This window comes from Bacteroidota bacterium (assembly GCA_016722565.1).
GTDB lineage: Bacteria > Bacteroidota > Bacteroidia > 2-12-FULL-35-15 > 2-12-FULL-35-15 > 2-12-FULL-35-15.
Genome location: JADKIU010000002.1, coordinates 103,757 through 124,894, shown reverse-complemented (window position 1 = coordinate 124,894; position 21,138 = coordinate 103,757). Strand labels below are relative to the sequence as shown.

Below are 21,138 nucleotides of genomic sequence, written 5' to 3'. Positions count from 1 at the left end.
AATCAGAAATAGGAACTTTGTTCTAAATCAAATAAAACAAAAATTATGGAAACGAAAGGATTATATCAATTGCACGAAGAGCACAAACAATGGTTAAACAACTTGAATTTTTTACAATGATGAGTTAAAAATCATGCAAAACAGAATAGCTGAAATTGCGCAAAAAAACTCGTCAAAAGTTTTGGCCAGTGTTGAACATTTTGCAAAATCAATTTATCATTCAAAAGAACAAATTGATGTTATTTCTCGTCAAAATTAAATTGCATGAACAAGCCTTAGAAAAAAAGTAAATAAAATGGAGTTGGTGTAGACCACAGAAAATTTCCAGTTCATGCCGGAGAAGTAGATAAAATTCAATCTTTTGATAAAATCTTTAATGAATTGAGAAAAGAGTTAAATACATTCTTATCTAAACATATGTAAAATTCTACTATCAAGCAGCTTTAAGCTGCTTGATAGTATTTACACCCAGAGTGATTAGAGCAATCACTTTAAAAGCATCGAATAAAATATACCAACTATGTAGAGATTCTTTTTCGGGAATCCCTCCTGCGATTATGATCAACGCCCGTTGATCCAAAACAGGCAATAACCAAACACTTTCAAGCACTAAGAGAGCAGAAACAAAAGCAAAAAGAAGCTTATTAAGCATTGTTAATTGGGATCGAATAACCAAAACTAACAAAAGTGTTCCAAAAATAATTTCCACTTTATTAAATGCTTGAAAAACGTGTCTCCCAACATCCAACGCAACAGGGAGGGTTAGACTTGGGGCTGTAAATTTAACAGGTGCCTCAAAAAGAAATAGCCAGTAACATACCAGACCAAATAAAACATAAAATAACAATATATACATTGCGATTTTTTTTCATACCACACTGCTAAACAATTGCGACTGCGGTTTATTATCAAGTAATCGAGCATCAAAAGCCATACATACATTCCGAATATAAGCACGGGCATTTCTTCGAATTTTCAGCTCTTGCTCCCCAATTTCTACCAACTTATCTCTTTCCATTTCAGCTAATAACTCAATTGCTCGGTAAATGGATTCACTTTGAGATGCTTCATCCTTCCAATCTGTCTTAAACTTACACATCAAATTCAAAATGTGTTGGCGAAGAATTAAATCTTCAGTCGTTAAAAAATGCCCTTTAACAATTGGAAGAACACCACTATTTACTTTATCATAGTAATCTTCCACTTTCTTTTCGTTCTGTCCATAAGCATACCATGTATCACTAATAGAAGAAACACCAAGTCCAATCATTAATTTAGTAAATGTATGTGTATAGCCCATGAAATTCCGATGAAGCTTTTCATTTTCTGCAGCTTTATAAAGTGTATCGCTTTTAAAGAAAAATGATCCATACCAATTTCGACATATCCATTTTCGGCAAATTTTCTTTGCCAATCTCATAAAGAGCTCGTTTTTCTTCATCAACAGGTAAATCAAACTCTGTAAACTTTCTTTGTCCAGGTTTTATCCAAGGAACATGCGCATAACTATAGAAAGCAATGCGATCCGGTTTCAACAAATTCACCTTATTAATTGTATCGATTACACTTTTCCGGGTCTGAAGGGGTAACCCGTAAATCAAATCAAAATTAATAGACGTATAACCAATATTACGTGCTTGATTCACTACTTTTTCCACGCTTTCGAAACTTTGAATACGATTAACAATTTCTTGTACTTTGGGGTCAAAATCTTGAATACCCAAACTCAAGCGTTTAAATCCTAAGTCGTATAAAACCTTTAAATGTTCAAAAGTGGTATTGTTCGGATGGGCTTCAAAACTAAATTCGGCATCTTCACAAACGATTGCCTCTGCTAAAATTCCATCGATTAAATTTTTTAAATTTTTAGGCGAGAAGAAAGTTGGAGTACCACCTCCCAAATGAATTTCCTTAATCCTTGGCACTTCTTTAAAAATGGTCAAATACAACTTCCATTCTTTAATTACTGCTTGCAAATATATCGGTTCAACAGTGTGATTTACTGTTATTCGCGTATTACAGCCACAATAAGTATAAACTCTCGCAAAAAGGGAGATGAATATATATGGAAATACCATCAGAAGCATTCGTTTGATCGAATGTGAATTTCACCGACTCTTCCCAACGCTTTAAACTTGGAACTTCCGTATCCCAATAAGGAACGGTTGGATAACTCGTGTAACGAGGACCGGCAACATTATATTTTTTAATCAGATTCATCTTATTTATTATCTTCAGCAAACCACTCAGCAAAGATGTTGGTGTTTCTTGAATTTTAAGTGGTGCAATTCAACATTCTTATGTAACTGGCTTTTATACGATTTGCAATATCTATCAACATATTTTCACAAGTCGGTTGATACTTTACTAGGACTAATTTACTAAAAAGAAGATTTTCTTCAGCCATTTTTTTATGTTCTGTAGTTGCATTTAAAATGGTGGAATGATCCAGCTCATCTACAATTGGTTTGACAATGGATTTTAAATCGGTAAAATCCATTACCATTCCATGTTTCGGATGATTACGATCTGAAATTGGGGTTCCTAAAACTGTAACTGCTAACTTATAAGAATGTCCGTGCACATTTTTGCATGGACCATCATAGCCAAACAAAGCATGCGCCATTTCAAAACTAAACTCCTTCGTAATTCGGAACAATATTCATACAACTAATAGGTTTCAACCAACTCCGGGCGAAGATTTTTCACAAGATTAATTCCACCGGAAACATTAATCACATTTTTAAATCCATTTCGTTTTAAAATAGAAGCAGCAATCATCGAACGATATCCACCAGCACAATAAACAACAATGGTTTTATTTTTATCCAATTCGTTCAGTTTGGAATTCAATTCGTGCAATGAAATATGATACGCTCCTTTTATTTTATCCTTTTCAACTTCAGATGATCTTCTTACATCCAGCAATGTGTTTGTTAAACTTAGAAGTTCTAAATCCAACTCTGAAGGAGCAACAACCTGAATTGTGTCCAATGAACTTTTCCATTTAGCTACTTCACAATCTAAATATCCTACAACATTTTCAAAACCTATTCTGGCTAATCGTGTAATCGCTTCCTTTTCTTTTCCTTTATCTGCAACAATTAATAATGGCTGATCAATATTGATTAAGGTACCTACCCAAATTGCGAACTGTCCATCCAAATCAACATTTACAGCCCCCGGAATAAATCCCGAAGCGAATGCTGACGACACCCGCGTATCTAATACCATCGCCCCTTTCGAAATTTCAGAATCAGCAGCCTCCACAGAAAGTCTCTTTAAGCTTTTAGAATAAACAGTCTCCAAATTTGTATGTCCGTTGATATTAATCTGAGCATCTTTGAAAAAGTATGCAGGTACAGGAGGCTGATCGTCTGTAACAATTTTTATAAATGCTTCCATACTCATTTCTTTCAGCGCATAATTGAATTTTTTCTGTTCACCAATAGTAGAGCTGGATTCCTTGCCTAAATTTTTTCCACAAGCCGAACCGGCACCATGTCCCGGATAAACAATTACTGAATCGGGCAAGGTTTTAATTTTTGTATTCAAGGATTCATACAGTTTTGCGCCAAGAATCTCTTTACTTAAATTTCCGCTCATCAAATCCGGGCGACCTACATCACCAATAAACAAGGTATCTCCACTGAATAGAGCTGTTGGTTCATTGTTTTTATCAATCACTAAAAAGCAAGTAGATTCAATTGTATGTCCGGGCGTATGTAAAATTTTAATTTTAATGTCTCCTAATGTTATGAATTCGTTGTCTTCAGCAATAAATGCTCTGTATTTTGGCATTGCATGAGGACCAAATACCACAATTGCATCCGTTTTAGCTGCTAAGTCCAAATGACCGGAAACAAAATCAGCATGAAAATGTGTATTCAATACATATTTTATTTGTGTATTTCTTTTCTTAGCAAGTTCAAGATACGCATCTATATCACGCATCGGGTCAACAATAGCAGCAGCACCTTCCGACTCTATATAGTAAGAAGCTTGTGCCAAACATCCGGTATAAATTTGTTCTATATACATAGTTTTTGATTTAAGTTTAATTCTGATTGAAGATCATTTACAAAAGCATCTAAAGTGCCTTGCTTCACATGTGGCATAATGACAATTTTATACCATTGAGGAGTGTGCTCATACGTATCCGCTACTAAATGATATTTTTTTGCAAGCGCATTTGAAATATAATTACTTCGAATGGCAATGATATTCAAATATGGATTTCTAAAAAAGGTAATATTCATATCTGATAATTTTGAACACAATCGAGAGGTTTTGTCAGTTAACTGCTCCATCTTCATTTTCCATCCATCCGAACCATATGTTCTTAAAATCATCCAAACCGATACAGCATTTGCACCAGATCGGCTCCCTGATAATGTATAATCTTTTCCTGGAACATATTGCGCTTCGTCCGTGCAGACATAGTCCATATAGCCTTTACGAATTAAAAATATTCCGGTACCATAAGGTGATTGCAACATTTTATGTCCATCAATAGTAATAGAGGTTACATTTGGATTTTGAAAATTAAAATCATTCTCAGGATTTGTAAAAGGATAGACAAAACCGCCAAAAGCTGCATCTATGTGCAGTTTAAAAGTTAAATTTAGATCGTTAAAATAATCCGAAACAGCACTAATATCATCAACAGAACCAAACATAGTGGTAGATAAATTCATAACGATTATAAAGTACTTGACACCATTCATTCGTGCTGCTTCTATTTTCTCATGCAAATCCGACATCTTTATCATTCTTGTAGATTCATCTACCTTCAGAACGATAGAGTTCAAATGCAAGAGATTGGCTGCTTTGGCCATTGAATAATGACTGTCTTCAGAATAAACGACAGCAATATCATCAATAAAAGCATGTTTTTCTTTAATAAAATAATTTCTATAAATCCAAATTGCTTGAATATTCGCTTCCGTCCCTCCTGAGGCCACATAGCCGTCTTGCTCATTAAAATCTCCTTTAAAAATCTGCTCGGCACATAAACGAATCAAATCCACCTCAATTTTTTGCGTTCCTTTAAATACATCTTCATGTTCTTGCTCTGTTAAGGTATGACAACCAATATGATTTGGATTCGCAATAAGTGTAGATAAGAAAGGAGCATCTTTTAAAAAAGGGGCATCATCATAAAATGTTTCTCTATCAAGGTAAGTACCTGGTAAGCCTAAAATTTCCGTAGAGTCGTAAGCAGAATTATCTTTTAATGCATTAAAGACAATGCGCTTCATTTCATCATGGGTATATTTATTCCAGTACATTTTACTTATGACAACATTTTGAGCATTTAGGTGCAGTTGATGACATTTCGGGACTCACATAAGGAATACCTAAATTCAATCCTCGTAAAATTAATAGCAAAGCCATTGCGACAACGAATACCGGCACGGCCTTATTTATTTTATTTCTAAAATTCAAACTGATGCTGCTACTAGCCAAAGCGAGACCAAGCATTGCAGGCAATGTTCCCAATCCAAACACAAACATAAAAGCAAATCCTTGCAAACTGTTTCCTGTTGCAATCGCTCCTGCTATTCCTAAATAAACCAAACCACATGGTAACAAGCCATTAAATGTACCAATTAGAAAAAGGGAAGAATAACTGCTTTTCTTAAACAGTAAACCAATTCGATGTTTTAATTTCCCTATGAAAGAATAGATAAAGGATGTAACTTTAAAACGGTTAGTAAATGAGCTTGGCAAGAGTACCATAATTAAAATTGCAACGCCAAGGGTGATTGATAACGTTTGCTGATATCCGGCAATCACAAAACTTTGTCCAAGCAAACCAAACAAACCACCAAGAAGCGCGTAGACAAATGCCCTTCCTAAATTGTAAACGATTGCACCCAATACTTTAGTCACCCAATTCGTTCTATCTAGTGGCAATGCCAAAGCAATAGGTCCGCACATTCCAACACAATGGAAGCTACCTAAAAAACCTAACGTTAAAGCGGGCCACAATGCATACATGGTACTAAGGAATTACAATTGTTTCTTCAACGAAATATGGAATTTCATTTACTTTCCAGGAAATCTGCATTTTATACATACCTTTTGAAAGCAATTTTAAGTCTACTGTTTGCTCACCAGCTTGATTCAAAACCAATGCTGTTTTATAATCTTTTGAAGCATCAGAAGGTCTAAAAAACAAAACATCACCATTCAATGTACTTCCTTTAAATTGAGTGGGAAACTGAATTACAAATGCATTATCCGTAATTATATGACTCACCCTTTCAGAGAGAGCATTTGCATTGTTCATTTCATCAATTTTATTCTGAAATACAAGTTCACGGTCATAATAATCAGGACTCACTAACTCGATCTTTTGTCGCATACTCATCGTAATCATCACTGCAACCAGTGCAACAAAACCAATGTATAGCATTGCAATTCTTTTTCCCCAGCTTAAGTTTAACATGACTTATAAATTTAGTTATGATTTGACTTTGTAATCGGCCCTAAAAAATTCGTTTTCACCGTTTCAATAATTTTTCCGCCCGAATACACATTGATTTTCAACTCCGTTTTTCTGGAGGTAATTAATTTCTTGTCCATGATCACAAAGAATTCACTACTTGCAGCATTTTCCTTCTCCACATTAATAATTTCATTCCCAATCATCTTAATTTCTCCGGCATCTGCTTCTACTTTAAGAGTTACAGGAAGCAATTCATGTGTTTTATTAATCAACTTAATATTATACAAATTACTTATCTTGTCATTCGGTTGTTCTTGATATAGCATTCCAGGTGTTCTCAAGATGGTTGTTTCTACATCCGAACGACTAAGAAGTAAGGACACTAACACACCTAACAAAAGAACCAATACAAATGAATACGCAATCGTACGAGAAGTAATTTTTAATTTTTCATTGTTGGCAATACCATTTTCGGAATCGAAACGAATTAATCCTTCTTCCAATCCAACACCTTTCATCATGTGATTACAAACATCAATACAGGCAGTGCAGTTCACGCATTCCAATTGTGTACCATTTCTAATATCAATTCCGGTAGGACAAACCTTTACACATTGATAGCAATCAATACAATCGCCAGCTGTTCTTTCTTCATTCTTTTTATATTTTGCACGTTTTTCACCTCTTACATAATCATAGGCAACAATTATAGAATTTTTATCTAAAAGTACACCTTGCAAACGGCCATAAGGACAAACAACAATACATACTTGTTCTCTGAACCATAAGTAAACAAAAAAGAAAACACCGGTAAAAATCAATAAGGAAACAAATGTACCAACATTGGCAGCTAAGCCTTGTTTGTATAAACCTAAAACATCATCCGATCCAATAATGTAGGCTAAAAAAGTATTCGCAATGATAAAAGAAACCAAGAAGAAACTGGATACTTTCAGCGATTTCTTTATGATTTTTTCTGCATTCCAAGGTTGACTGTTTAAGCGTTTTTGATATTGAGCATCACCTTCAATCCAATATTCCAATTTACGAAAAACCATTTCCATAAAAATTGTTTGTGGACAAGCCCAACCACAAAAAACACGACCAAATACAACAGTAAATAATACAATGAATACTATAAAAGTAAGCATTGCAATCACAAACAAAAACAAATCCTGTGGCCAAAAAATAGCACCGAATAAAATAAATTTCCGTTCAGGGATGTTAATTAAGAATAACGGCTCTCCACCAACTTTAATAAATGGGAGATAAAAAAAGACAAGTAAATAAATGGTACTTAAAAGTGTTCTTTTATTAGAAAGAGGTCCTTGAGGTTTTTGGGCATAAATCCACGACCTCTTCCCCTCTTCATTTATTGTTGAAATAGAATCCCTAAAAGACTCACTCGAATTCTCATCCTTGTCATTCATAATGCTATTTTGTTACAGCCTTTGTGCTATCGATGCTCGGAAGGAGTATTACAGTACTATCCGCAACAAGTGAATCAGAAACAACACCACCTTCTACATACAATTCGCCTTGTTTTTCTTTTTGATTTGGAGGATTTGTACCAACCAATGTTTTTATATAACTCGCCAATTCACTCATCTTAGCTGGCGATAAATCTGCCTGCCATGATTTCATTCCTTTATCAGGCCAACCGTATTTGATAGAAACGAATACATCTTTGACACTACCACCATGTAACCAATACGCGTCTGTAAAATTGGGTCCTACACCGCCTTCACCCAATTGACCATGACAAGCAGCACAATTTATTTTATACAATTTTCCGGCTTCCTCCAATTCATGTTTATCAGTAATCAACTTAACATTGTTTTCAGTAACGTTGTCAGACATCAATTTCTGATACGCTTCTTTAGATTCATTAGCCACGGTAACAGATTTATTGTATTCTGCTAATTGTAAATCACCGGTAGAAGTAACATGGTAATGCACTAAATAGACAAATGCAAAAACAATAGTTGCATAAAAACCATATTTCCACCATGGTGGAAGATCGTTATCAAGTTCTTTAATACCATCATAATCGTGATCCATTAAGATATCTTGTTCTTTTTCAAGAGACACAGAAGCGTTAAACTTCTCTAACAAGGAAACTTCCGGCACCGCTATTTTTTCTGCAACAGATGCACTTGCAACCTCCTCTTGTTTAACGAATATTCGAATTGCATTAATTAAAACAAGAAAAACAACTAATTCAAATACGATAATACACGACATAAAATAAAACACTGTGCGACTCAAACCACCATACGCTGCATCCGCCAAAGGTGCATGAAAAACATCCTGGGCTTGAGACGTATTGCTCACCAAAAAAAAAGTTAAAATTGCTACTGATACAATTGTAGTTGTACTCTTTTTTTCTTTCTCTCTTTTCATCGAAGCAGCAGCAACATTTCGAAGAACATCAGTTAGAACGACAATTATAACTAACAGAAGAACTACGATAAACAACATTGCCAAGAACAATGAATTCGAAAACAACGATATTGTATTGTAGTTATATTCTTTCACATTCGAGTGTGCAAATACACCCATAGTAAAAAGTAGCATCACTCCTGTAAGTATGTATTTTACAATCGACTTACTGTTTCCTGAAGTATTATTGAAAATGATATTTTTCATAAATAAAATTTATTGGTGATTTGACTCATTTGATTCATTCAATGGAATATTTTTCATTTCCACAATTCTGTTTTTGTCCACTTTTATTACCCAAATAGTAAGTACTACAAAAAATGTAAAGAAAAGTGTTAACGATATCAATGGGAATATTTCAATTCCGGCAATTGATTCTAAATAGTTTATAAATTTCATCCTATTTTATTTAGTTGTTGATTTAGCATTTTCCGCTTTAATATCTTTACCTAAGCGTTGTAAGTAGGCAATCATTGCAATGATTTCTCTATCATTTAACGATTCAATTTTATCCTTTTTAAGACTTGCAGTAATTTGATCTGCTTGTTTAATTAAGTCCGCATTCGCAATCTTATCATACCCCTTCGGATAAGGGACACCCAGCTTCATCATCGCTCTAATCTTTGCAGGTGTAGAAGCGGTATCGATTGCATCATCCAACATAAAAGCATACGTTGGCATGATAGAACCCGGTGACATCGTGGTAGGATCCAGCATATGATTATAATGCCATGAATCAGGATACTTATTATTCAATCGCGCCAAATCCGGACCGGTACGTTTTGAACCCCATTGGAATGGATGATCATATACAAATTCGCCTGCTTTAGAGTATTCACCGTAACGTTCTGTTTCAAAACGCAAAGGACGAACCATTTGTGAGTGACAGGTATAACAACCTTCTCTAACATATATGTCTCTACCTTGTAATTCCAAAGGTGTATATGGTTTCACGCTCGCAATAGTTGGAATATTTGATTTTACTAAAAACGTAGGCACCATTTCCATAATACCACCAATTAACACAACCACTAGACTCACAATCATTAATGTGATTGGTCTACGTTCAATCCAACGGTGCCAGTGTTCTCCAGTATGTGCTCCTTCATTTTTAACCAATGCTGGTGCTTCAGCATCTTCATTCGCAAGGAATGAACCTATTTTCACTGTTTTGAAAATATTATATGCCATTATAATAAAACCAATCAAATACATCGTTCCACCTAATGAACGCATCATGTACATCGAGCGAAGTTGAGTTACAGTTTCAAGGAAATTCGTGTACTTCAAAAATCCTTCAGGAGTAAATTCTTGCCACATCAAATATTGTGTGAACCCCGCCCAATATAATGGTACCGCATAAAACAAGATACCTAATGAACCTAACCAGAAATGCCAGTTTGCTAATTTTGTAGAGTATAGATTGGTTCTGAATATTTTCGGAATTAACCAATATAAAATACCGAATGTTAAGAATCCATTCCAACCTAGAGCACCAACGTGAACGTGTGCAACAATCCAATCTGTAAAATGCGCTACCGCATTTACTTTCTTCAACGAAAGCATTGGACCTTCAAAAGTTGCCATACCATATGCTGTTACGGCAACCACCATAAATTTCAAAACCACACTCTCACGAACTTTATCCCATGCACCTCTTAAGGTCAACAAACCATTGATCATTCCACCCCAAGATGGAGCAATCAACATAATGGAAAATACAACACCTAACGATTGTGCCCAATCAGGTAAAGCAGTATACAATAAGTGGTGAGGACCAGCCCAGATGTATAAGAAAATCAAGGCCCAAAAGTGAATGATAGATAATCGGTAAGAATAAACTGGACGTTCAGCTGCTTTAGGAATAAAATAATACATTAAACCTAAGTAAGGAGTAGTTAAGAAAAACGCAACCGCATTGTGACCATACCACCACTGCACCAAGGCATCTTGAACACCCGCATACCATGAATAACTTTTAAACATGGAAACCGGTAATTCAAATGAATTTACAATGTGTAAAACCGCTACCGTAACAAATGTTGCGATATAAAACCAAATACCAACATATAAATGACGCTCTCTTCTTTTGATGATTGTTCCGAACATATTCCATCCAAAAACTACCCAAACTAATGTGATAGCGATGTCGATTGGCCATTCCAACTCTGCATATTCTTTACCTGTTGTAATACCAAATGGAAGAGTTAGTGCCGCAGCAACAATGATTAATTGCCACGCCCAAAAGTGAATTTTACTCAACGTATCACTAAACATTCGGGCTTTACATAACCGCTGTAATGAGTAATAAACGCCCATAAAAATACCATTACCGACAAATGCAAAAATAACCGCATTCGTATGTAATGGTCTTAATCGTCCGAACGATGTTTGTGGAAGAATATTCAATGTGGGATAAATCATTTGGAGTGATACCCACAAACCGACCAACATTCCCACCAAACCCCATATTATTGTTGCAAAAGCAAAATGTTTTACAATCTTATTGTCGTACGAAAATTTTTCTACATTCATAATCTATTGATTTTTTATTGATTTTTTTTCTTTTGTTGGAATTTCATTATCGAATAACATTCTTACGGAAGGCGTATAATCATCATCATATTGTCCGCTTCTCACGCTCCAAATAAACGCTACTAAAAAAAGCAGAGCAACGATGATACTTATACAGATTAAAACAAATAGCGCACTCATAGAATTAGTATTTTATGCGACAAATCTATTTACTTGCTGGGAATAGAATTATGAGTCCCGTCACAGCCAAATATGATAATTGTCATAATTTCAAATAGTGTTGATTTTCAACTATTTAGTTATCAATAATACATCAAAGTCCTTTTTTATATGCTAAAAAACTTGTTGACAATGTCGTCAGCAAAACAATTGAAATAGAACTCGCGGGCATTAATATTGCAGCAATCACGGGTGATAAATCACCCTGAACAGCAAATGAAATACCGACAATATTGTATAAAATCGACATGATAAAACTGATCAGAATAACATTTTTACCGCTCTTCGAAAAATCAAGCAACCCTTTCAATTTACGGAAAGAATCTCCGTGCAATATAGCATCACAGGATGGCGAAAAATTGTTAATGTCATCCGAAACTGAAATCCCGATATCACTCTGCAACAATGCTCCGGCATCATTTAATCCATCGCCCAACATGATTACTTTTTTCCCTGCATCTTGCAAGGACCGGATATAAGCAAGTTTATCTTCCGGACTTTGATTAAAATGTAAGTGTTTCGGATTACGAATGATTTTTTGTAATGCAGTTCTTTCCGAATCGTTATCACCAGAAATCAGATGTATTTCATAGGTCTTATCCAATTCATGTATCAATTCTAAAATACCTTCACGATACGAACTATTGATTGTAAAATAACCTAATACAATTCCATCAACAGATAAAAAAACATTGCTTGTTGTAGAGGCAACCGTATTTCTTTTACCAGTTACAAAATATTCAGAACCAAAAACTATATACTTCCCTCCCACTTCAGCTTGAATTCCTTGGCCTTGTATTTCTTTAAAATCGTTGATTGTTAATTTTACAGTATCGGCAAAAAGCTCATAAATTTTTCTGCTTAAAGGATGTAACGAATTCGATGTGACTGTAGCAACGATGGATTGCTGCTCCGCTGACAATTGCTTGCCGACAAATTTCACGGATGAACCATGCGTAATAGTACCGGTTTTATCAAAAACTATTGTGTCAATTTTTGCAAGTTTTTCAGCCACCAAAGCATTCTTAACGTAGAACTTACTTTTCCCAAATGCTCTCAATAGATTACCATTGGTGAACGTTGCTGATAGCAATAATGCACATGGGCAAGCAACAATTAAAACAGCAGTAAGCGCATTTAGCCCTCTGTTGACATCCGTTAAGGACCAATATAAAAATCCAGAAAGTGCTATCGTAAAAAGCACGATTGTAAAGTACTTACTCGTTACATGAATAAAGGATTGTGATTCTTTCGTACTGGTTGTTTCTTTATTCCACAAACCAGTTAAATAACTTTGAGAAACTTCTTTCTCCACTTCCAATTCAACTGCCGCTTGTAATTGGCGACCTCCTGCATAAATCAAGTCCCCTTTTACTTTTTTTATCGGACGGGATTCACCGGTTACAAAACTATAATCGATGTACGTTGTATCACTTTTTAATATGGAATCAGCGGGGATAATCTCATTATTCCGAACCAAAATTCGATTTCCTTTTTTTAACTGAGAAACGGGAATGCTTTTTTCCTTTCCGGATAGTATTAAAGATACAGATATCGGAAAGTAAGATTTATAATCCCGATCAAATGATAAATTATCGTAGGTAAGATTTTGAAAGTAGCGACCAACCAACATAACAAACACTATTCCGGTCATTGAATCCAAATATCCCGCACCCGTTCCACTAGCAATCTCATAGATGCTTCTTGCAAAGGTGACTACTATTGCAAATGCAATTGGAAGGTCAATGTTTAAGAACTTTTGTTGAATTCCTTTCCAAGCAGAAATAAAAAATTCGGAAGCTGCATAAAAAAATACAGGAAGAGAAAGCACCAAATTTACAATTCCAAAAAACTGTTTTAAGTTGTTTTGATCATAGAAATTTCCAAGTGAAAAATACTCAGGAAAGCTTAACATCATTATGTTTCCGAAACAGAAACCGGCAATCCCAATTTTTATTATTTCAGTTTTATTAACTCTTTTTTCTTTCTTTTTCTCTAAATCGTTTAAACTAATTAACGGTTCATAACCAATGTTTGCTAATAAATCAACAATAGCAGACAATAGCACTTCTTTATTATTGAATGAAATAGCAACTTCTTTTTTCAGGAAATTTACAGTAGAACTATGGATTCCCGGATTGATTCGTTGGAGATTTTCCAACAACCAAATGCAAGAACTGCAGTGCATTTTAGGGACATAAAAAATCACGCGCGACTCATCCCCTTCTGTGAAATGAATCAACTTTTGATTAACCTCTTTGTCATCTAAATATAAGAAACGCTCGGCAGGAACAGCATTTTTAAGGTGAATGCCAGGATTTGCATTTAGAGAATAATACGTGCAAAGATTGTTTTCATTTAAAAGCTCATACACCAATTTGCAACCGTCACAACAAAACTCTTTTTCATCAAATACAATTGGAGTATCGGCACAATCCTCACCACAATGGTAGCAGTGAACATGTTGACCGACTTCTTTTATATTGTAATGCAATTGCATAAAGTAGGACTACTTTTTTGTAACAAATTGCTCTTTTGAATTTGTACTGATTCCGATAATTGAGTAAATCGGACAAACCCCAATTTGTGAAGTGATAATTGGAATTATTCCTAAAATCCCCCAAACGCTATTATTTGTAGCTCCGAAAAGGATAATGGCTACACCAATGAAAATTCGTACTGCTTTGTCTATTTTTCCAATGTTCTTTTTCATATTCAAATTAATTAATGTGAGTTCATATTTACATTACAAAAGTGCAGGTTAATCTGTAAGATGAAAATGATGATTTTCAATCCAAAAACTGACTTTTATCATATTTGAAATGGATTTGAATTAACAAGATGAGGCTTTGAAAACAGAGAAATTAGTACCTTAGCAATATCAACCTTTTTGCTTTTTTATATGACACATAAAATACATCACTACGAAAACATACATATCCCGCTATGGCTATTGAAAGATACTTGCTGGATGATGGAGTGGAGAATTATGGGAATAATAATGATTATACCAACACTTACGGTATCCTTAATCATTGCTTATTCTGCTTGGAAAGAAAAGGACGATGAATTTTGGATTAAAACTGCCATTAGTTTTTGGATTTCAGCCAACTCCTATTGGATGGTATGCGAGTTTGTAAAACACGAAGAATTGAAATATTTTGCAGCTATTCCATTTATAGCAGGAATGATTTGTGTAAGTTATTTTTACACCAAGAGGTTATTGCTAAATAAAAAAAACAAGGAGATACTTTAGAGAATAGACCGGATTGTTTCTATCTGTAACTCGAAATTACAATTGCAACAATAAATAAATTGGGATAGACCACTCTTAAAAGTGCAATTCTTTTTTCAGAGCAATCATTTTTAATGCCGTTACTGCTGCTTCATCGCCTTTATTGCCATGCTTACCTCCAGCTCTATCTTCGGCTTGCTGAATCGTATTTGGAGTGAGAACACCAAAAATAACCGGCTTATTGTATTTCAAACTCACAGTGGTTACACCATGTGCAACTGCATCGCAGATAAAATCAAAATGACGGGTTTCCCCTTGAATAACACAACCTAAAGTAATCACGGCATCAATAGTTTTATCCTCACATAAAAATTGCGCTCCCATGGTTAGTTCCAAACTACCTGGAACATATTTCAAAACAATATCTTTTTCGGCAACTCCATTCTTCAGCAATGTATTCATCGCCCCATCACGTAAAGCTCCGGTAATGGCAATATTCCATTCAGCCACCACGATACCGATACGCATCCCTTTGCCGGATGGAATTTCACTTCCTTCGAAATTTGATAAGTTTTTATTTGCTGATGACATCGCTTCGCTAAAAGTTAAATGTTGTATTATTCTGTTATAAAAAAAGGTGATTCTTTTACAAAAATCACCTTTAAACTCCTTTAAATTTACTTTTATAAATTGCCTAACACTTTTGCACGAGCAATGAATTTATCCATTTCTCTTCCTTCAGTAGTTTCAGCATATTCGTTTTTAATGCGTTCGTAAATTTTAACTGCATCTCCATAATTTTGTTTTTCCTCGTATGCCAAACCTGCTTTTTTCAAACAGATAGGAGAATCAAACAAGTTATTGTTTTGCTCTGCAGCCTTTAAATAAAATGTAATGGCTTCATCCACTCTTCCTAATTCCATATGCGCATCACCAATTCCAGCAGTAGCTAATGGTGCAACAATTTGATCTTTTCCATCAAATTCTTCTAAATGAGCAATTGCTTCTTCGTATTGTCCTTTTTTAAGGTAACACATTCCTAAATAATACTCTGCTAAATTTCCAGAAGGCGTAACTCCATAATTTTCAACAATTTCTATAAAACCAATAGAACCATTTTTGTCTCCATTCATCGCTAAATCAATAGAGTCTTTTCCAAAATAATCTTCAGCAACAAACATTTCTGCTCTTGCTTTGGTTTCTTCACCTGCTACATACCAGAATTTATATGCAAAATATCCACCCACCAAGGCAACTATTGCTACAAATATAATCCCCAAACTTTTCTTGTTTTGTTCAATATAAAGTTCAGTTTTACTAAATGCTTGTTCTACGTCAACGATTGGTTCGTCATTAATTTGTTTTGCCATAATCTTATTAAATCTTGTTAATGGACTGCAAAAATAAGTTTTTTTTGCAATATCTATAATTAATTCTGAACAATCTGAATTTTGGGCTGTTTTTTGGTTATTTTTACCATTCAGTTCGTTTTCCTGCTTGCTTTTGCTAAAAAGGACTGTAGTGGATAAAACCGGACTATTTTAGGATTAAAATCGCATGTTTTTAAAGAAGTTATCTGTCTTAAATTTTAAAAATTACCCCGAAGCCGAATTGAGCTTCAGCAAGCAGGTAAACTGCCTAACAGGCAATAATGGCGAGGGAAAGACCAATATTTTAGATGCCATTCACTATTTATCCTTCTGTAAGAGCTTTTTTAACCCCATTGATAGCCAAAATATCCTCCATAATGCCTCTTTTTTTATGGTTCAAGGGATTTTTGAGATGCCGGAACAAGACGATGAGATTTATTGCGGATTAAAACGCAACCAGAAAAAACAGTTCAAACGCAACAAAAAGGAATATTCCCGCCTAGCAGACCATATTGGCCTCTACCCGCTTGTGATGATTTCCCCTGCCGACTCAGAACTTATTACCGAAGGTAGCGAAAGTAGAAGAAGATTCATCGATAGTGTTATCGCTCAATTCGATAGAGATTACCTCGAACGTTTAATCAGCTATAACAAAGTCCTCTCTCACAGAAATGCATTGTTGAAGCAATTTGGCGATAGTCGGCAATTTGATAAAACCTCTTTGGAAATTTGGGATATGCAACTGATTGAACACGGGAAAAGTGTACATGCAAGTCGACAAAATTTCATCAAAAACTTTGTATCCACCTTTCAAACCTATTATGAACTTATTTCTGGAGGAAAAGAAAAGGTGAACATTCAATACATCTCCCATTTGAATGAAAACTCATTTGAAGAGGTATTGGAAAAAGCATTGAACCGCGACCGTGCAATTGAATATACTTCTGTTGGTATTCACAAAGATGATTTGGAATTTACCATCAATGATTACCCCATTAAAAAATTTGCATCACAAGGACAACAGAAATCATTTTTAATTGCACTTAAATTGGCACAGTTCGATTTTATCAAAAAAATAAAAAACATTACGCCTATTTTATTGCTTGATGATATCTATGATAAACTGGATGATTTACGTGTAAAACAACTGATGGAAATTGTCAGCAGCGATAAATTCGGACAATTATTCATTACCGACACCCACCCTACCCGATTGGCAGATTTGTTTCAATCCGGTGATGTAGATATAAAAGTGTTTAATATTGTCAATGGAAATGTTTCGGTGACAGAAACAATTAACCAACAACAAATAACTAAGTGAGCAAACACAACGAACATAGTTTAAAAGAAGTGATTGATCACTTACTCAAAGCCTATAAGCTGGACGACAAACTAGCCGAACGCAAACTGATTGCTTCCTGGGAAAGTGTTATGGGAGTAATGATTGCGAAGCATACCAAAGATTTATACATTAAACACAAACAACTTTTTGTCACGCTGGATTCCGCTGCTTTACGAAATGAACTTTCCTTGGCAAAAACTAAAATTGTAAAAATGCTGAACGATGAAGTGGGAACAGAAGTGATTAACGATGTAATATTAAAATAAGTGACTAGGTGACTAAGTGACTAGGTGACTAGGTAACTAAGTGACTAGGTGATTGTTGAATAGAACCGTCCCTCGATAGCTATCGGAAGGAAAGTCATAGTTTGAAAAATTAAACGAAACAAATCATAAAAACACACAGAAAATAAAAAATCATTTTTTATCATAAAAATCTGCGGCAATCTGCGTTCCAATCCCACACAGACATCTTCGCAAAACAATGCACACTATGAGAACTAAAATTACACTCGCTACCATTTTATTCTTTGCAACAACAACAATCGCTCAAACCGATTCTGCTGTTTTCAAAAAAATATACAACGAAGCATTAACCAATGGAAAAAGTTATTCCAATCTCAATTACTTATGCAAAAAAATTGGCGGTCGATTAGCAGGTTCTCCGCAAGCTCAACAAGCAGTAGAATGGACTTTCAAAGCCATGAAAGAAGCAGGTGCGGACACTGTATACTTGCAAGAATGCATGGTTCCGCATTGGGTTCGTGGTGAAAAAGAAATTGGCAAAGTAATCTCTACAGGTGGAAAAGGAATCAAAGAAGTTCCTATTTGTGCATTGGGCAATTCTGTGGGTACTCCTGCTGAAGGAATCACTGCTCAAGTAATCGAAGTAAATGGAATTGAAGAATTAGAAAAAATCGGAAAAGAAAAAATTACCGGCAAAATCGTTTTCTTTAACAAACCAATGGATCCTACCAACGTTGAAACCTTCCGTTCGTATGGAGGAGCCGTAATGCAACGTTGGGCTGGCGCATCCGAAGCTGTAAAATTTGGAGCCGTAGCTGTTGTGGTGCGCTCCGTTACCATGGCACAAGACGACAACCCTCATACCGGTTCGATGGGATACAAAGATAGTTTGAACAAAATCCCGGCATGTGCCATCAGCACCAACGGTGCAAACTGGTTGAGTTCGTATTTAAAAACAGATAAAGAATTAACCTTTTATTTAAAGATGAACTGCAAATTTCTTCCGGAAGAAAAATCCTACAATGTGATTGGAGAAATTTATGGTTCTGAGAAAAAGGATGAAATTATCACAGTTGGTGGACATCTGGATGCTTGGGATAATGGCGAAGGAGCTCATGATGACGGAGCGGGAATTGTACAAAGTATTGAAGTAATTCGCATTTACAAGGCATTGGGTTTAAAACCCAAACGTACCATTCGTGCTGTTGCTTTCATGAATGAGGAAAACGGATTGCGTGGCGGAAAAAAATATGCTGAAATGGCAAAACTCAAAAACGAAAAACATACTGCAGCCATTGAGTCGGATGCTGGTGGATTTTCACCTCGTGGATTCAGCAATGATGTTAAACCTGAGCAACGCAAAAAATTATTAACCTGGGCACCGCTATTCTTGCCTTATGGTGTGTACGACTTCGACAATGATGGTGGCGGAGCAGATATCGGCCCTTTGCACGATGCACTCGGCACACCTATATTTGAATTGATGCCCGACTCACAGCGTTACTTCGATTATCACCATACTGCAATTGATACGTTTGAAACCGTAAACAAGCGGGAACTTGAATTGGGTGGCGCATCCATGGCAGCTTTAATATGGATGATTAGCGAATATGGATTGTAATTAAGAACTAAAATAAAAAACAACAATCGCTACAACCATTAAAAGGATTAGAGAAATAATTAAAAACCCGCCATCACTCTTTATTTTCATTGGTTTTAATTGATGTGTTGGTTTTTCTAAACCAAGTACATCTTTTTCTATTTCAGGGATGAGTAATTTCATGCACTTGCGATTTTATGTTGTTATTACTTTTGCATCAGGGTATCTGACTAGCCACATTTTAAGTTTCTCAATATTCGAAATAGAGATCACTGTTCTATAATCCAGCTGCACCTTGATAAGTTTAGCTGTGGTGCTTTTTATGTATTCTAACTTTTTATCTAACTTTTTCATACGATTTTTTTTTACAAAGGAGAATATTGTAATACAAATCTCTTACACTGTTTCTTAAAAAGTTTATATAATTCACAGATAATAAAAAAAGCCTCGGCAAAATTTGCCAAGGCTTTCGAAATACTAAATATTGTTTCCTAGTAACTGCCTTCGTTATAGGCTTTCACTGCAAAATAAATTCCAACTCCAACTGCAATAACAGTCAATACTGTTAATACAATTTTAATGGCACTGTATGGTCTTTCGCCTTGAACTTCCCCGGTTCGCCCATTAATCATAAAACGATACACCTTTTCATTATAACGAAATGCACTCAACCAAATGGGCAATAAAATATGTTTAAAGGTAATGTCATTGTAAACAGTATTCACCGAACTTATTCGTTGATGATCCCCACCAATATCCTGACAAATACTTTCGCGAATGCCGGCATCCATTATCACTTTCGATTTATCAAAACCGGTTTTTACATCTATTTGATAGCTTTCTGTTCTAAAACCGCTCAAAAACTTATCGTTGTACGCTGTAATGTTTCCCATATCCCATGGCTCCAAAGCATTGGTATACTTTTCGGGTAATGAATTACTTGCCAAAACCAATACATCATCAAACTTATTATAAACATGTCCGCTGACATAACTCCACCGTATTTTAGTAACAACACGTGTATTCGTTTGTGTTCGTCCATTCACAACGGTTGTGTAGGTTTCTGTTGTTTGATAATTAACACCACGCTGGCCTGTATAATCACTTGAGGTATTCGAATCGTAGGTCCAATAAGGAATATACATTCCGTTTAACTTATCTGCATTATCAACATAATGTTTTAAATCGTTGGGCGCAAACCATAAGCTCTTAATCCATTTTTTAAATTCTTCAAATGCATTTTTTTGATCAATTTTAAATGGCAATAAATATTTAGGCTTAATAATGCTGTTTGTTGTTCCACCGCTAATAACTAAGGGTGTTGCGCAAAACGGACAACTATCAGAAGTAATGTTTGGTTTTAATGTACTTGATGCTCCACAGTTGCCACACTTTACTGTTACCACTTCTTGCCTTTCAACAGTGCTGCTGTTTTCATTCAGGAATTTTTCAAAATCAATTTCTTCAACAACCGTTATTTCAAGTGCTTCTTTAATTTCATTCGCAGCACCACAATATTCACATTTCAAATGTTCGGTACCGGGAGCGTATTTTAGCAATGCACCACAATCTTTGCAATCCAGCTGGTTGCTGATATCATTTGTTTTTTCTTCGAATTCTGCACTCATAGTTTTTTCTGAATTAGTTAATTTTCGTAGCGTCTCCCCATCTGGAGAAAACAGTTGGAGGAATCCGA

The 21,138-nt window shown here is 35.2% G+C and carries 21 protein-coding genes and 1 pseudogene; 4 read left to right on the top strand and 18 right to left on the bottom strand.

The genetic code is table 11. The features are described from left to right. Positions 1 to 433: 433 nt before the first annotated feature. The 14 genes and pseudogenes from IPP64_05860 to IPP64_05795 all read right to left on the bottom strand — a co-directional run bounded on the left by IPP64_05860 (position 434) and on the right by IPP64_05795 (position 14,363). The gene (locus tag IPP64_05860) at positions 434 to 856 is read right to left on the bottom strand and encodes a hypothetical protein (GenBank protein ID MBL0328941.1); all 423 of its coding nucleotides are present in this window, start codon (positions 854 to 856) and stop codon (positions 434 to 436) included. 12 nt (positions 857 to 868) lie between these two features. Then, positions 869 to 2,220 (bottom strand): annotated as a pseudogene (hemN, locus tag IPP64_05855) (oxygen-independent coproporphyrinogen III oxidase). A gap of 55 nt (positions 2,221 to 2,275) precedes the next feature. Further along, positions 2,276 to 2,626, bottom strand: a complete 351-nt coding sequence (locus IPP64_05850) for a 6-carboxytetrahydropterin synthase (GenBank protein ID MBL0328940.1) — start codon at positions 2,624 to 2,626, stop codon at positions 2,276 to 2,278. Between the two features lie 44 nt (positions 2,627 to 2,670). Continuing rightward, positions 2,671 to 4,041, bottom strand: coding sequence for an MBL fold metallo-hydrolase (locus IPP64_05845; protein ID MBL0328939.1), 1,371 nt, complete (start codon positions 4,039 to 4,041; stop codon positions 2,671 to 2,673). Then, positions 4,032 to 5,291: an aspartate aminotransferase family protein gene (locus IPP64_05840; protein MBL0328938.1), complete on the bottom strand. Its 1,260-nt coding sequence runs from the start codon at positions 5,289 to 5,291 to the stop codon at positions 4,032 to 4,034. Before IPP64_05840 ends, IPP64_05845 begins: the two co-directional genes overlap by 10 nt. Position 5,292: 1 nt before the next feature. Beyond that, positions 5,293 to 6,003: a sulfite exporter TauE/SafE family protein gene (locus IPP64_05835; protein ID MBL0328937.1), complete on the bottom strand. Its 711-nt coding sequence runs from the start codon at positions 6,001 to 6,003 to the stop codon at positions 5,293 to 5,295. Positions 6,004 to 6,007: 4 nt separating this feature from the next. Further along, positions 6,008 to 6,454 (bottom strand): FixH family protein, encoded by a 447-nt coding sequence (locus IPP64_05830; GenBank protein ID MBL0328936.1) that lies wholly within the window; start codon positions 6,452 to 6,454, stop codon positions 6,008 to 6,010. An 11-nt stretch (positions 6,455 to 6,465) separates the two neighbouring features. Next, complete coding sequence (ccoG, locus tag IPP64_05825) at positions 6,466 to 7,884, bottom strand: cytochrome c oxidase accessory protein CcoG (GenBank protein MBL0328935.1); 1,419 nt, start codon at positions 7,882 to 7,884, stop codon at positions 6,466 to 6,468. Between the two features lie 4 nt (positions 7,885 to 7,888). Beyond that, the gene (locus IPP64_05820; protein MBL0328934.1) at positions 7,889 to 9,103 is read right to left on the bottom strand and encodes a c-type cytochrome; all 1,215 of its coding nucleotides are present in this window, start codon (positions 9,101 to 9,103) and stop codon (positions 7,889 to 7,891) included. Positions 9,104 to 9,112: 9 nt separating this feature from the next. Continuing rightward, positions 9,113 to 9,295 carry a hypothetical protein gene (locus tag IPP64_05815; GenBank protein MBL0328933.1) on the bottom strand — a complete coding sequence of 61 codons (183 nt, stop codon included), beginning with the start codon at positions 9,293 to 9,295 and terminating at the stop codon, positions 9,113 to 9,115. Between the two features lie 6 nt (positions 9,296 to 9,301). Continuing rightward, positions 9,302 to 11,431: a cytochrome-c oxidase, cbb3-type subunit I gene (ccoN, locus tag IPP64_05810; protein MBL0328932.1), complete on the bottom strand. Its 2,130-nt coding sequence runs from the start codon at positions 11,429 to 11,431 to the stop codon at positions 9,302 to 9,304. A gap of 3 nt (positions 11,432 to 11,434) precedes the next feature. Continuing rightward, positions 11,435 to 11,611, bottom strand: coding sequence for a cbb3-type cytochrome oxidase assembly protein CcoS (gene ccoS, locus IPP64_05805; protein ID MBL0328931.1), 177 nt, complete (start codon positions 11,609 to 11,611; stop codon positions 11,435 to 11,437). Between the two features lie 133 nt (positions 11,612 to 11,744). Then, positions 11,745 to 14,150 carry a heavy metal translocating P-type ATPase metal-binding domain-containing protein gene (locus IPP64_05800; GenBank protein ID MBL0328930.1) on the bottom strand — a complete coding sequence of 802 codons (2,406 nt, stop codon included), beginning with the start codon at positions 14,148 to 14,150 and terminating at the stop codon, positions 11,745 to 11,747. Positions 14,151 to 14,159: 9 nt separating this feature from the next. Continuing rightward, positions 14,160 to 14,363 carry a DUF2892 domain-containing protein gene (locus tag IPP64_05795; protein ID MBL0328929.1) on the bottom strand — a complete coding sequence of 68 codons (204 nt, stop codon included), beginning with the start codon at positions 14,361 to 14,363 and terminating at the stop codon, positions 14,160 to 14,162. A gap of 189 nt (positions 14,364 to 14,552) precedes the next feature. Between IPP64_05795 and IPP64_05790 the strand changes: the two genes are divergently transcribed. Then, positions 14,553 to 14,906, top strand: coding sequence for a hypothetical protein (locus IPP64_05790; GenBank protein ID MBL0328928.1), 354 nt, complete (start codon positions 14,553 to 14,555; stop codon positions 14,904 to 14,906). 75 nt (positions 14,907 to 14,981) lie between these two features. On the opposite strand, the gene IPP64_05785 is transcribed toward IPP64_05790, so the two are convergent. Both IPP64_05785 and IPP64_05780 read right to left on the bottom strand, forming a co-directional pair. After that, a complete protein-coding gene (locus tag IPP64_05785) occupies positions 14,982 to 15,476 on the bottom strand; it encodes a 6,7-dimethyl-8-ribityllumazine synthase (protein ID MBL0328927.1) in 495 nt (164 codons plus the stop codon). A gap of 92 nt (positions 15,477 to 15,568) precedes the next feature. Next, a complete protein-coding gene (locus IPP64_05780) occupies positions 15,569 to 16,255 on the bottom strand; it encodes a tetratricopeptide repeat protein (protein MBL0328926.1) in 687 nt (228 codons plus the stop codon). A 187-nt stretch (positions 16,256 to 16,442) separates the two neighbouring features. Between IPP64_05780 and IPP64_05775 the strand changes: the two genes are divergently transcribed. The 3 genes from IPP64_05775 (at position 16,443) to IPP64_05765 (ending at position 19,463) form a co-directional block, all read left to right on the top strand. Further along, on the top strand, positions 16,443 to 17,576 hold the full coding sequence (locus IPP64_05775) for a DNA replication/repair protein RecF (GenBank protein ID MBL0328925.1): 1,134 nt from the start codon (positions 16,443 to 16,445) through the stop codon (positions 17,574 to 17,576). Further along, positions 17,573 to 17,863 carry a DUF721 domain-containing protein gene (locus IPP64_05770; protein ID MBL0328924.1) on the top strand — a complete coding sequence of 97 codons (291 nt, stop codon included), beginning with the start codon at positions 17,573 to 17,575 and terminating at the stop codon, positions 17,861 to 17,863. The genes IPP64_05775 and IPP64_05770 overlap by 4 nt, the downstream gene beginning before the upstream one ends. A gap of 226 nt (positions 17,864 to 18,089) precedes the next feature. Beyond that, positions 18,090 to 19,463 carry a M20/M25/M40 family metallo-hydrolase gene (locus tag IPP64_05765; GenBank protein MBL0328923.1) on the top strand — a complete coding sequence of 458 codons (1,374 nt, stop codon included), beginning with the start codon at positions 18,090 to 18,092 and terminating at the stop codon, positions 19,461 to 19,463. On the opposite strand, the gene IPP64_05760 is transcribed toward IPP64_05765, so the two are convergent. Next, positions 19,464 to 19,625, bottom strand: coding sequence for a hypothetical protein (locus IPP64_05760; GenBank protein ID MBL0328922.1), 162 nt, complete (start codon positions 19,623 to 19,625; stop codon positions 19,464 to 19,466). A 308-nt stretch (positions 19,626 to 19,933) separates the two neighbouring features. Then, positions 19,934 to 21,070, bottom strand: a complete 1,137-nt coding sequence (locus IPP64_05755) for a hypothetical protein (GenBank protein ID MBL0328921.1) — start codon at positions 21,068 to 21,070, stop codon at positions 19,934 to 19,936. Positions 21,071 to 21,138 lie beyond the last annotated feature (68 nt).